At 52.2% G+C, this 12,872-nt stretch carries 15 protein-coding genes; 7 read left to right on the top strand and 8 right to left on the bottom strand.

Features of this window, described 5'->3' with window-relative positions; genetic code table 11:
• Positions 1-628 precede the first annotated feature (628 nt).
• From sspB to zapE, 5 genes are all read right to left on the bottom strand, one after another.
• Positions 629-1,126, bottom strand: coding sequence for a ClpXP protease specificity-enhancing factor (gene sspB, locus GSQ70_RS07935; RefSeq protein ID WP_158782046.1), 498 nt, complete (start codon positions 1,124-1,126; stop codon positions 629-631).
• Positions 1,127-1,131: 5 nt separating this feature from the next.
• Positions 1,132-1,773 (bottom strand): stringent starvation protein SspA, encoded by a 642-nt coding sequence (gene sspA / locus GSQ70_RS07930; RefSeq protein ID WP_158782045.1) that lies wholly within the window; start codon positions 1,771-1,773, stop codon positions 1,132-1,134.
• A 316-nt stretch (positions 1,774-2,089) separates the two neighbouring features.
• Positions 2,090-2,482: a 30S ribosomal protein S9 gene (gene rpsI, locus GSQ70_RS07925; RefSeq protein ID WP_158782044.1), complete on the bottom strand. Its 393-nt coding sequence runs from the start codon at positions 2,480-2,482 to the stop codon at positions 2,090-2,092.
• A gap of 15 nt (positions 2,483-2,497) precedes the next feature.
• Positions 2,498-2,926 carry a 50S ribosomal protein L13 gene (rplM, locus tag GSQ70_RS07920; protein ID WP_084872133.1) on the bottom strand — a complete coding sequence of 143 codons (429 nt, stop codon included), beginning with the start codon at positions 2,924-2,926 and terminating at the stop codon, positions 2,498-2,500.
• A 245-nt stretch (positions 2,927-3,171) separates the two neighbouring features.
• Complete coding sequence (zapE, locus tag GSQ70_RS07915; protein WP_158782043.1) at positions 3,172-4,299, bottom strand: cell division protein ZapE; 1,128 nt, start codon at positions 4,297-4,299, stop codon at positions 3,172-3,174.
• Between the two features lie 187 nt (positions 4,300-4,486).
• Between zapE and zapG the strand changes: the two genes are divergently transcribed.
• The 3 genes from zapG (at position 4,487) to degS (ending at position 7,540) form a co-directional block, all read left to right on the top strand.
• On the top strand, positions 4,487-4,891 hold the full coding sequence (gene zapG / locus GSQ70_RS07910) for a Z-ring associated protein ZapG (RefSeq protein ID WP_158782042.1): 405 nt from the start codon (positions 4,487-4,489) through the stop codon (positions 4,889-4,891).
• Positions 4,892-5,017: 126 nt separating this feature from the next.
• Positions 5,018-6,397: a serine endoprotease DegQ gene (degQ, locus tag GSQ70_RS07905; protein WP_158782041.1), complete on the top strand. Its 1,380-nt coding sequence runs from the start codon at positions 5,018-5,020 to the stop codon at positions 6,395-6,397.
• 84 nt (positions 6,398-6,481) lie between these two features.
• A complete protein-coding gene (gene degS / locus GSQ70_RS07900; protein WP_158782040.1) occupies positions 6,482-7,540 on the top strand; it encodes an outer membrane-stress sensor serine endopeptidase DegS in 1,059 nt (352 codons plus the stop codon).
• 53 nt (positions 7,541-7,593) lie between these two features.
• Here degS and mdh read toward each other — a convergent pair whose 3' ends face one another.
• Complete coding sequence (gene mdh / locus GSQ70_RS07895; protein WP_158782039.1) at positions 7,594-8,529, bottom strand: malate dehydrogenase; 936 nt, start codon at positions 8,527-8,529, stop codon at positions 7,594-7,596.
• A 450-nt stretch (positions 8,530-8,979) separates the two neighbouring features.
• Between mdh and argR the strand changes: the two genes are divergently transcribed.
• The 4 genes from argR to yhcN (GSQ70_RS07875) all read left to right on the top strand — a co-directional run bounded on the left by argR (position 8,980) and on the right by yhcN (GSQ70_RS07875) (position 10,912).
• A complete protein-coding gene (argR, locus tag GSQ70_RS07890) occupies positions 8,980-9,450 on the top strand; it encodes a transcriptional regulator ArgR (RefSeq protein WP_158782038.1) in 471 nt (156 codons plus the stop codon).
• A 449-nt stretch (positions 9,451-9,899) separates the two neighbouring features.
• Complete coding sequence (gene yhcN, locus GSQ70_RS07885) at positions 9,900-10,163, top strand: peroxide/acid stress response protein YhcN (protein ID WP_158782037.1); 264 nt, start codon at positions 9,900-9,902, stop codon at positions 10,161-10,163.
• A gap of 112 nt (positions 10,164-10,275) precedes the next feature.
• Positions 10,276-10,545: a peroxide/acid stress response protein YhcN gene (yhcN, locus tag GSQ70_RS07880; protein ID WP_158782036.1), complete on the top strand. Its 270-nt coding sequence runs from the start codon at positions 10,276-10,278 to the stop codon at positions 10,543-10,545.
• Between the two features lie 103 nt (positions 10,546-10,648).
• A complete protein-coding gene (yhcN, locus tag GSQ70_RS07875) occupies positions 10,649-10,912 on the top strand; it encodes a peroxide/acid stress response protein YhcN (RefSeq protein WP_158782035.1) in 264 nt (87 codons plus the stop codon).
• Between the two features lie 84 nt (positions 10,913-10,996).
• Here the strand turns inward: yhcN (GSQ70_RS07875) and GSQ70_RS07870 are convergent, their stop codons facing one another.
• Positions 10,997-11,266 (bottom strand): hypothetical protein, encoded by a 270-nt coding sequence (locus tag GSQ70_RS07870; RefSeq protein ID WP_158782034.1) that lies wholly within the window; start codon positions 11,264-11,266, stop codon positions 10,997-10,999.
• Between the two features lie 53 nt (positions 11,267-11,319).
• Positions 11,320-12,771 (bottom strand): NAD-dependent succinate-semialdehyde dehydrogenase, encoded by a 1,452-nt coding sequence (locus tag GSQ70_RS07865; protein ID WP_158785259.1) that lies wholly within the window; start codon positions 12,769-12,771, stop codon positions 11,320-11,322.
• Positions 12,772-12,872: the final 101 nt, after the last annotated feature.

Below are 12,872 nucleotides of genomic sequence, written 5' to 3'. Positions count from 1 at the left end.
GTTTTCAGCGTTGGCCGGAATATCAATATCTGCCAGCAGGTTATTCTCCGTTTTAAAGCCACAGACATAACCAATACAGACCGCAGGTACCCGGCTGTGCTGATGTACGCCGAGGTGGTTAACTAATGCCTGCTGCTGTAACAGTACTCCTGCATCATGAAAAAAAATTATCTCGCCTTCTGCTGCTGCAATACCAATATTCCTTGCCTTCCTGGCGCGAAAGCCACTATTTGCCTGCCAGTAATAACGAATAAGTTATCGGTGCGGGAACATTAATTTCATTCTGCGAAAACTTCAATAATTTTAATCTTACCTGCATGCAATCTTTTAATCAAAATCAACATCGAAAATACAGTCTCCAAGTTAATTTCCATTAAGCCCAGTTAATTTATCTTTTAATTTCACTCAGACATGCCGCTTTTATCAGAATAAAAATAGCCACATGGAAATAAATGAAATTCTAATAAGCCCATACCTTTTAAATACTTTTAAGTTTTACTGGTAAAAAAATTAACGTAGATTTAATTAACCATGATCCAAACCAGACCCGATAACGGATGACAAAATACAGGCAAAAAAAACCAGCCCTTAAAAGGACTGGCCTTTTGGCTAATTCTGAATTGCAGCGTTATTTCACCACGCGCAAAGCAGGACGGCTACCGCGCGGTGGCGGTTCGTCGTCCGGGCCATCATCATCCTGTTCGCTGCTGTCGGGACGATCGCCATCAATAACAGACATCACGGTTTCCGGCGCGTCATCCTGCTGCGAAGCAGGATTATATTCCCCGGCTTCTTCGTAAACCGGCTCAGGCTCGAACATCGTTCCTGCGCCATTCTCACGAGCATAGATAGCCATCACCGCAGCCAGTGGCACAGTAACCTGACGAGGCACACCGCCAAACCGGGCATTGAAAGTCACTTCTTCATTGCCCAGTTCCAGATTGCCTACGGCACGTGGAGCAATGTTCAGTACGATCTGACCATCACGCGCATATTCCAACGGGACCATCACGCCAGGCAGGTTGATATCCACCACCAGGTGAGGCGTCAACTGGTTATCCAGCAGCCAGTCGTAGAACGCCCGAAGCAGATAAGGACGACGTGCGGTAAGTTGCGACATTTCCATCCTAATCAGCCCCGCGTTTGCAGGCGCATTTCACGTTCCGCTTCCGTCAGGGAAGCGAGGAAGGAATCACGCTCGAAGACACGTGTCATGTAACCTTTCAGCTCTTTTGACCCGGCACCGACCAGTTCAATGCCCATCTGTGGCAGACGCCACAGCAGCGGAGCCAGATAGCAATCCACCAGGCTGAACTCTTCGCTCATAAAGAATGGCGTACGGGAGAACAGAGGTGCGATCGCCAACAGCTCTTCACGTAGCTGTTTACGGGCAGCTTCAGCTTCCTGTGCCGTGCCGTTCACGACTTTACGCATCAGGCTGTACCAGTCTTGCTCAACACGATGCATCATCAGGCGGCTTTCACCGCGAGCAACAGGGTAGACAGGCATCAGTGGCGGATGCGGAAAACGCTCATCAAGATATTCCATGATGATGCGGGATTCGTACAACGTCAGTTCACGATCAACCAGCGTCGGGACAGTACGGTACGGATTGAGGTCAATCAGATCCTGGGGCAGGCTATCCATTTCTACCTGCTCGATCTCTACGCTGACACCCTTCTCCGCCAGGACAATACGCACCTGGTGGCTAAAAATGTCAGTCGGACCAGAAAACAGCGTCATTACCGAACGTTTGTTGGCAGCGACAGCCATGTAAACCTCCAAGTTTATCCAGAAAATTACTGCGCAAGCCCGCCACGTGGCGATTACCTGCTTAATAAAATGCCATTAACAGATATGAAGGCTGAGGCTCTCCCCTCATGCTCGCTCACATCAATGCCCTGCTAATGGGCGCAAAGTGACAGACAGTTTACCAGATTTTAGACAGCTTGTGGGGGCAGGAAGAAGGATTTGAGGGGAAAATGCCGTAACCTGTGGCGTTTTCACACTTTTGGCCGAAAGCCAAAAAGAAAAAACCCGGTGCAGGCACCGGGTTTTTCGATAATCGACTCTGCCTGAGCAGAATAAATTAACGTTTGGAGAACTGTGGACGACGACGTGCTTTACGCAGGCCGACTTTCTTACGTTCAACCTGACGAGCATCACGAGTAACGAAGCCAGCTTTACGCAGCTCCGCACGCAGAGACTCATCGAACTCCATCAGAGCGCGGGTGATACCGTGACGGATCGCACCAGCCTGACCAGAGATACCACCACCTTTAACGGTGATGTACAGATCGAATTTACCGACCATGTCCAGCAGTTCCAGCGGCTGACGAACTACCATGCGGGCAGTTTCACGACCGAAGTACTGTTCTAAAGAACGTTGGTTGATAACGATGTTACCACTGCCCGGCTTGATAAATACGCGAGCGGTAGAGCTTTTGCGGCGACCAGTGCCGTAGTTTTGATTCTCAGCCATTGCCTGTAATCCCGATTAAATGTCAAGAACTTGCGGTTGCTGTGCCGCATGGTTGTGCTCGTTGCCCGCGTAAACTTTCAGTTTACGGTACATAGCACGACCCAGCGGGCCCTTTGGCAGCATGCCTTTAACCGCGATTTCAATCACACGCTCAGGACGGCGAGCAATCATCTCTTCGAAGGTCGCTTGCTTGATACCACCGATGTGGCCGGTGTGATGGTAATAAATCTTGTCAGTACGCTTGTTACCGGTTACGGCAACTTTCTCAGCGTTCAGAACGATGATGTAATCACCGGTATCAACGTGCGGAGTATATTCCGCTTTGTGCTTACCGCGCAGACGACGAGCCAGTTCAGTCGCTAAACGACCTAAAGTTTTGCCTGTCGCGTCAACAACATACCAGTCACGTTGGACGGTTTCTGGCTTAGCTGTAAAAGTTTTCATCTAAAAGCTTACCCAAATTAAGTTACACGTTGGTGAAATCCCAAACGCTTGAATAAACGGTTGAGGCTCACACGACCATCTTGACCAGCAAGCCCACCCCTTCGGATAGAGTTACTGGAACACAAAGAGTTTTGGGAAAAAAACCTTTGTTGTAACGTGGGGTCGCAAGATTATAGAGAAGTCGCCCGTAAAGCGCGACCCTTTTTTTCAATAAAATGCACCCCGCCGCCCTGATTTTTCTCGCCTCAGGGCAGATGAGACAACTTGAGATACTCTTCGCTTTGCATCTCTTGCAGACGTGAGACGCAGCGCTGATATTCGAACTTCAGCCGGGCCCCCTGGTAGATCTCATACAGGGAGGCTTCGGCGGAGACTACCAGCTTTACATGCCGCTCGTAAAATTCATCCACCAGCGCCAGGAAACGTCGCGCCTGATCTTCCGTTTTGTAGATCATCACCGGCACGTTAAACAGCAGCACGCTGTGGAAACGGCGGGAAAGTTCAATGTAATCATGCTGGCTGCGTCCTTCGCCACAAAGCGCGAGGAAATCCATAGCCACCACGCCGTCCGCAACGCCCAGCGTTGGCAGAGTGCGATGGTTAATCTCCAGCACCGGCCGCTCGGATCGCTCTTTACCGCTCAGGGCAACAAACATCCGGTCCATCTCCTTCGCCGTGGTCTCGTTCAGCGGCATCATCCACAGATGAGCGGAGGTCAGGGTACGCAGACGGTAATCAATCCCGGCATCCACGTTCATCACGTCGCAGTGCTGTTTGATCATTTCAATCGCGGGCAGGAAACGCGCACGCTGCAAACCGTTGCGGTACAGATCGTCTGGTGGAATGTTGGAGGTGGCAACCAGAGTAATCCCTCTGGCGAACAGCGCCTCCATCAGCGTGCCTAACAGCATGGCATCGGTAATGTCCGAGACAAAGAACTCATCAAAGCACAACAGGTCAGTCTCACTTTTGAAACGATCTGCCACAATTAACAGCGGGTCACTCTGCCCCTGCAGCTGCGTCAGCTCCTGATGAACGCGCAACATAAAACGGTGAAAGTGCAGGCGCTGCTTACGTTCTCCAGGAATTGCCTGAAAAAACATATCCATCAGCCAGGTCTTTCCCCGGCCAACGCCACCCCACATATATAATCCCCGGACCGGTGCTTGCGGCTGATCTTTCCCCTTACCCATTAGCTTGTTCAGCTTGCCAAATAACCCTTTAGCTGGCTGAGTGGGAGCGGGTGCGGAACGGGTCAGGGCCTGATAAATCCCGTCCAGACGGGTGACGGCTTCGCGTTGAACATCGTCAGGTTGATATTCACCCTTTTTCAGCGCCTGTTGGTAGAGCGCCAGAGGAGACATCGTTTGCATAATTTATTCACATTCCCTGAAAAATTTGGAGCGTCAGGTGGTTGATTGTCGAAAAAAAGGCCGTTCTACACTAAGCGATGCAGCCTCAGGATTCCACTTCCATGAGATTAGCGGTTATAGTGGCTGGTAGTGAACTGGCAGAAGCCAGGCGTCCCTACGGAACAACGAAGACAACACGGGAGTTATTATGACCTGGGAATACGCGCTTATTGGATTGGTAGTTGGATTAATTATCGGCGCGGTAGCAATGCGTTTTGGTAACAGGAAACTGCGTGAGCAGCGGAGCCAGCAATACGAGCTGGAAAAAACCAAGGCCGAACTGGCTGACTACCGTGAAGAACTCACCAGCCACTTTGCCCAGAGCGCCGAGCTGCTGGACAATATGGCACGTGATTACCGCCAGCTTTACCAGCACATGGCGAAAGGATCGAATGACCTGCTGCCGAATCTGCCGGGTGAAAAGAACCCCTTTGCTTATCAGCTGACCGAGTCTGAAGCGGATAACGATCAGGTTCCGGTACAGATGCCGCGCGATTATCCTGACAGCGCCTCCGGCCTGCTGCGTGGCGACCGTGCTGCACGCGAGAAGTAAGAGTTTATTGAGGGCGCATCTGCGCCCTTTTTTGTTTGTTGGCCCAGTCGCCGATGCAAACCGTCAGGCAGCTGTCCGTCCGGATTGCTGAGTTCCCCCACTTTTATCCAGGAGAGCGTCGAAGCGATGAAGAAGAAATCATTACTGTTAAGCGCATTAGCATTGAGTACTGGCATGAACCTGGCCGCAGCCCCAGCGGCAGTGGCGTCGCTTCCTGCGCAAATTCAGGGACAACAGATGCCAAGTCTGGCGCCGATGCTGGAAAAAGTTTTACCTGCGGTGGTCAGCGTGCACGTGGAAGGAACCCAGACTCAGGCCCAGACACAGGACATTCCTGAGCCGTTAAAACGGTTCTTCGGTCAGCAGGGCCAGGATGGAGGCGACTCGCAGCCTCAGCCTTTTGAGGGGCTGGCGTCCGGCGTGGTCATTAATGCCGATAAAGGCTACATCCTCACCAACAACCATGTGGTCAACGGGGCGGACAAAATCAGCGTCCAGCTTAGTGACGGCAGGGAGTTTGATGCCAAACTGATCGGGCATGACGAGCAAACGGATATCGCCCTGATTCAGGTCAGCGGAGCCAAAGGGCTGACTCAGATTAAGATTGCCGATTCCGACCAGCTGAAAGTCGGTGACTTTGCGGTGGCAATCGGCAACCCGTTTGGCCTTGGCCAGACTGCCACCTCCGGCATTGTCTCTGCGCTGGGTCGTAGCGGACTCAATCTGGAAGGGCTGGAAAACTTTATTCAGACCGATGCGGCTATCAACAGGGGCAATTCAGGCGGCGCGCTGGTGAACCTGAACGGTGAGCTGATCGGCATCAACACTGCGATTCTTGCCTCTTCCGGCGGCAATATCGGCATCGGTTTTGCCATCCCGAGTAACATGGCGATGAACCTTGCACAACAGCTGATTGAATTCGGCGAAGTGAAGCGGGGCCAGTTGGGGATTAAAGGTACTGAAATGACCGCGGATATGGCGAAGGCGTTCAACGTTGATGCCCAGCGCGGTGCCTTCGTCAACGAAGTACTGCCAGATTCTGCAGCGGCGAAAGCAGGTATCAAAGCCGGTGACATCATCACCAGCCTTGATGACAAGCCAATCGACAGCTTTGCGGCACTGCGGGTGAAAATCGGCACCACCGCACCGGGTAAAGAGGTGAAGGTAGGCCTGCTACGCGAAGGCAAACCGCAGACCGTCACCGTCAAACTGGATGCCAGCAGCCAGGCTACTACCAACGCCGAGCAGATGACTCCAGCGCTGCAGGGCGCAACGCTGAGCGATGGTGCCACGAAAGATGGCAGCAAAGGCGTCAGCGTTGATAGCGTGGATAAATCCACGCCTGCCGAACAGTTTGGCCTGCATAAAGGGGACGTGATTGTCGGTCTGAACCGGACCCGTGTGCAAAACCTGGCGGAGCTGCGCAAGCTGCTGGAAGCGAAACCGCCGCTGCTGGCGCTGAATATAATCCGCGGCGATCAGAGCATTTACCTGCTTTTACGCTAAATAGCTAAATCATGAAGCGGACACCTGCGTGTCCGCTTAACTCATGCTATCCTGCCAACGTTCATTCACTCATCGTTTAAAGCCATGTTTCCTAAACTATTGCGTTCAGTGCTTCTTGGCCTCGTTGTGGCGGGTATTCTGCTGGCTGCAGTGCCGGCACTGAGGATCGGCAGCGATTTTTTCACTCATAAAGATGACAGCACCGATGAGATGCCTGTCAGCTACAACTCTGCTGTCCGTCGCGCTGCTCCCGCAGTGGTGAATGTATATAACCGCAGCGCCAATGCTTCCGCTGATAATCTGGAAATCCGTACGCTTGGCTCAGGCGTGATTATGGATGGCCGCGGCTATATTCTGACCAATAAGCATGTCATCAATGATGCTGACCAGATCATTGTAGCGCTGCAGGATGGACGGATTTTTGAGGCCATGCTGGTCGGATCTGACAGCCTGACCGACCTCGCCGTCCTGAAAATTACGGCATCCGGCCTGCCAGTGATCCCGATCAATCCGAAGCGGATTGCGCATATCGGTGACCTGGTGATGGCCATCGGCAACCCATATAACATTGGTCAGACCGTCACCCAGGGCATTATCAGCGCCACCGGGCGCGTGGGTCTCAGCCCATCCCGCTACCAGAACTTCCTGCAGACCGATGCCTCCATCAACAAAGGAAACTCGGGTGGTGCGCTGATCAACTCTCTGGGCGAATTGATGGGCATTAACACGCTGTCGTTCGACAAGAGTAACGATGGCGAGACACCGGAAGGGATTGGCTTTGCAATCCCCACCGCGCTGGCGGCAAAAATCATGGATAAGCTGATCCGCGATGGCCGCGTAATTCGTGGTTTTATTGGCATCAGCGGCAGAGAGATCCCCCAGATGCACGGGCAAACCTCTGGCCTCGATCATCTGCAGGGGATTGTGGTCACCAACGTTTCGCAGGGCGGCCCGGCTGCCAAGGCGGGGCTGCAGGTTAATGATGTGATCACCAGTGTGAACCACAGGCCTGCCGTATCGGCACTGGAAACGATGGATCAGGTAGCCGAAATCCGTCCCGGTACGGTGATTGAGGTGGAAATCATCCGCAACGATCGCAAAATGACGCTGCCGGTGACCGTACTGGAATATCCGGGGAATTAAAAGCTCAGGCGGGGGAAAACAGTGGGCCAGGAGAACTCTGGCCCGACGCGGCTTTACTTAACAAACTCTTCGCCCAGCGTGATATCTTTCTTCAGCGTATCCAGCATGCCTTTCAGTGACTGCTCTTCATAAGCACTCAGCGCACCAATCGGTTTACGTTCCGCAATGCCATTCTTACCCAACAGCAACGGCTGAGAGAAGAAGCGGGCATGGGTTCCCTCACCTTCAACGTAAGCACACTCCACCACATTACTTTCACCGTTAAGAGCACGCACCAGAGCAAGGCCGAACTGAGCTGCCGCCTGGCCCATCGACAACGTAGCCGATCCGCCACCCGCCTTGGCTTCCACCACTTCTGTACCGGCGTTCTGAATGCGTTTGGTCAGGTCAGCGATTTCCTGATCGGTAAAGCTCACGCCCGGGATCTGCGACAGCAGAGGCAGAATGGTCACGCCTGAGTGACCGCCCACTACCGGCACGTTCAGCTCTGACGGGTTTTTTCCCTTCAGTTCAGCGACAAAGGTATTGGACCGGATAATGTCCAGCGTGGTCACGCCAAAGAGTTTGTTCTTATCGTAAACGCCCGCTTTCTTCAGCACCTCGGCAGCAATCGCTACGGTAGTGTTCACCGGGTTAGTGATGATGCCAATCAGAGCGTTAGGACAAGTACTGGCAACCTGCTCAATCAGATTCCGCACGATACCCGCATTCACATTAAAGAGGTCAGAACGGTCCATACCTGGCTTACGTGCCACGCCAGCGGAGATCAGCACCACATCCGCGCCGTGCAATGCCGGAGTGGCATCTTCGCCACTGAAACCTTTGATTTTAACTGCGGTGGGGATATGGCTCAAATCGACGGCCACGCCTGGCGTAACCGGAGCAATGTCATACAGAGAGAGTTCTGAACCTGCCGGAAGCTGGGTTTTAAGCAGAAGTGCGAGAGCCTGGCCAATACCGCCAGCTGCGCCGAGAACTGCAACTTTCATCCTAAACTCCTTATTATAGTAAACATTAATTGCCGGGAATCCATCTGGTTATGAAGGTAGTCGACCCGTATGGTCTTAGCGAAAGCTTTCATTCAACTTTGCGCGGTGGCGCAGAGAATATAACGAAGCCGTGGAGATTGAACGCATAAAGTCAGGACGCACTTCGTTGCCCTTCACAGCAGCTGGCAGACAATGTCATTCGGCGTACAGTACAACTGTAACACTTATCAGGACAACATCAATTTTATAACATTCCGTTCACTTTTTAAGCAACACCCGCCGCCTTCAGAACATTTTTTTCCCCGGCAAAGTTTGTTAGACTGCCGCTCCCGACGCTACGGATAGCAGCAGCCACCACTTCCCGTTTGCATAAACATTCACTTAATTGCATAATCATGTAATACCCTGCCAGGGGAATCTTTTTCTTTCTGACTTTTTTAGCGGGCACCTATGCGTAATCCATCAAAACAAGAAGATCTGATTAAGGCGTTCAAGGCCTTACTAAAAGAAGAGAAGTTCAGTTCTCAGGGCGAGATTGTCGCGGCGCTGCAGGAGCAGGGCTTCGAAAATATCAACCAGTCCAAAGTGTCACGCATGCTGACCAAGTTTGGTGCTGTCCGTACGCGCAATGCCAAGATGGAAATGGTGTACTGCCTGCCAGCCGAGCTGGGCGTACCGACCACCACCAGCCCGCTAAAGAATCTGGTGCTGGATATCGATCATAATGATGCGCTGATTGTGATCCACACCAGCCCGGGCGCCGCGCAGCTGATTGCCCGCATGCTGGACTCACTGGGCAAGCCGGAAGGGATCCTTGGCACGATTGCCGGCGATGACACCATCTTTATTACCCCGGCACGCCACGTGACTATCAGGCAGCTGCTTGACTCGGTGATGATGCTGTTTGAACAAGAGTTATAAGCAGATGGAATTAAACGCATAGCTTTAACCTTCAGCTAACCTCACTGCATCATCAGCTTTTCAGAGCCGGCATCCGCCGGCTTTGCTTTATCAGCCCTTCCTAATCTGCCCTTCCTAAGCCGCCATATCAGCATGATGCACTGCCATGAAGCATCAAAAGCAGTGGTTAAAAGGCTGTATCCCCGTCTCATAGCGTGATCGACCACAAATTAGCGCACAAATGGCTAAAGTCACCCACCCCGATGTTTTTACATGTATTTAACATTGCAAGAGTAAATTATAAGCTTTTTTTATAACTGAAGGTTATTAAAAACAAGTGTATGGGCTAAGTATCGCAAAAAAACATTATTAGCATGCTATTAATTTTTTACGTTATCAGATCTATACTTGTTTTCGTGATGCGAATCACACAAAACAAAAAGATAAAAACAGACGACGAGGAAAATATCATGAACGTTAAAACTACTATTGCAACTTTGAGTGTTCTTTCTGCCCTGTCTTTTGGTGCTTTTGCAGCTGATTCTGTCAATGCAGATCAGGCGCAAAACATGCAATCAATCGGCACCGTCAGCGTCAGCGGCGTGAGCGCGTCCCCTATGGATATTAACGCTCAGCTGAATCAGAAAGCCGACGCTCAGGGCGCCTCTGCTTATCGTATTGTAGAAGCCTATGTAAACGGCAACTATCACGCCACCGCAGAGCTGTACAAATAACAGAAGTTTCGTAAGACAAAAGAGTTAGTCAGACTTAAAAAAGGTAACCCAAAGAATAATAAGCGCTTTTTAGCCCTTTCGGTTACCGCCCCCCTTATCTGGAGCATGGATCATGAAAACCAAAATCGCAATCGCAGTCCTCGGCCTGGCCTCAGTTCTCTCGTTCGGTGCTAATGCCGCACACCTGGTGACTGACCAGCAGGTACAGGACCAAAACCTGCAGTCAATGGGCACCATCAGCGTAAGTGGTATCGATGGCGCACCAACTGATATCCGTCATGAGCTTTCTCAGAAAGCCGACGCTCAGGGCGCATCATCTTATCGTGTGGTAGAGGCCTACAATAACGGCAACTATCACGCCACTGCAGAACTGTATAAATAAGTCCGGCACTGACGCGGACATACTGAAGCGTCCGCCCGTGACATCGACGACCTGGTCATGATGTTGAAACCCGCAGGTTGTTGAACACAATGAGGAGAAGATTATGAAAATCAAAACAACCATCGCTGCATTGAGCTTGCTGTCAGCTGTCTCTTTTGGCGCTTCTGCTGCCCAACTGGTTAATGCTGAACAGTCAGAAAATCTGCAATCTGCGGGGACAATTACTTTAAGTGGTGTGGCCGGTGCGCCAATGGATATCCGTCAGCAGCTGTCACAGAAAGCCGATCGGCAGGGTGCCAGCGCCTATCGTGTTGTTGAAGCACGAAATGACGATACCTGGCACGTGACCGCCGAACTGTATAAGTAATTCCTCGTCGGCGGGCTGTGTCGAAAACAGCCTGTGACGAACCCTTTGGCCCCGCTCGCGGGGCCCTTTTTGTCACTGCATGTCTTAACGAACGTTGAAGCGGAGCTGTCCCTCCAGCTCCTCTTCAGCTTCATCAAACAGTAAAATCAACGCGCCATACCGCCTCTTCTGCCCCGTCCCCAGATGAATAAACTCAATGACTAACGGCAGCGGCAGCAGCTCTGCATTCACCACGTCCCACAAACTGTCCAAATCGCTGACTGGTCTGTCAGCCAGTGCAAAGCGTTCGCTGAACTGGCGATAAAAATGGGCCTGGTCGACAATTTCGTTAAAATCAAAAATCTCTGTTCTCATGCTGGCTGCTCCACAAGGCAATCAGTCGGGCGACCTGCAGGCCGCCCGGTGAGTTACAGTCCCCCGATGTGCAGGGCCTTCACTTCCATAAATTCTTCCAGACCCAACACCGAACCTTCACGGCCCAGTCCTGATTCCTTCACGCCGCCAAAGGGGGCCAGCTCGGTGGACACCGCACACTCGTTAATACCGACCATGCCACTTTCCAGCGCGGCAGAAACACGGAAGACACGCTGCAGATTTTGCGTATAAAAGTAAGCTGCCAGGCCAAACTCGGTGTCGTTAGCACGACGGATCATCTCCTCTTCATCATCGAAGCGGAAGCAGGCTGCCACCGGGCCAAAGGTCTCTTCTCGCGACAGCTTCATTTTTTCGTTGGCTTCCGCAATCACCGTTGGCTGCCAGAAGTTCCCTCCCAGCGCATGGCGGGCACCGCCCGCGACAATTTTACCGCCGTTAGCCACTGCATCGCGCACGTGTTCTTCCACTTTCTCTACGGCAGCCGCTTCGATCAGCGGGCCGACAATCACACCCTCATCCATGCCGTTCCCCACTTTCAGCCTGACGACCTCTTCCGCCAGCTGGCTGACAAAACGGTCGTAGACGCTGTTGTGGATATAGAAGCGGTTGACGCTGACGCAGACCTGCCCGGCATTGCGGAATTTGTTGGCAATTGCCCCTTTCACCGCAGCATCAATGTCGGCATCGTCAAACACGATATAAGGCGCATTGCCGCCCAGCTCCATAGACACTTTTTTCATGGTGTCGGAAGCGTTGCGCATCAGCAGCTTGCCCACCTGAGTTGAACCGGTAAACGAAATTTTCCGGACGGCTTTACTCGCCATAATCGCATCGCTGATGGCATGAGTATCACCGGCAACCGCATTAAGCACACCGTCCGGTACACCCGCTTTTTTCGCCAGCGCCAGCAGAGCAAAAGCCGACAGCGGCGTGTTATTAGCCGGTTTGATAATACCGGTACAGCCAGCTGCCAGCGCGGGTCCCAGTTTACGGGTCAGCATTGCCATCGGGAAATTCCACGGCGTGATAGCCGCTACCACACCAATCGGCTCACGGGTAGCCAGAATGCGTGAACCCGGTTTAGCGGGAGGAATAATTTCGCCATTGGCACGCTTGGCCTGCTCGGCAAACCACTGAATAAAGCTGGCGGCGTATTCCACTTCGCCCTCTGCTTCTTTCACTGGCTTACCCTGCTCCGCCGTCATCAATTTGCCCAGCCACGCTTTGTTATCAATCATCAGCTGATACCAGCGATAAAGGATTTCACTGCGCTCTTTGGCGGTTTTTGCTCGCCAGGCAGGGAAGGCTTTCTCTGCGGCAGCAATGGCTTGTTCAGTTTCACTTTTACCGGCTTTCGCCACCTGGGCAATGACTTCTCCGGTGGCGGGATTGAGTACGTCAAAGGTGGCTGCACAGCGCTGCCACTGGCCTGCTGCAAAATAACCGGTCTGGAACAGTTCGTGGTCCTGTAGGGAGGTGCTCATCATTTTCTCCTGAGTGGTTTGCCATCCTGATGACGTAAGTATAGATGGCGACCTTTATGACTGTATGAACCACACCAGGAGAAAGAGGAATGGGAAAGCGC

The sequence above is a fragment of the Pantoea sp. BAV 3049 genome (assembly GCF_009765445.1).
Lineage (GTDB): Bacteria > Pseudomonadota > Gammaproteobacteria > Enterobacterales > Enterobacteriaceae > Erwinia.
This window is presented reverse-complemented; position numbering and strand designations above follow the sequence as displayed.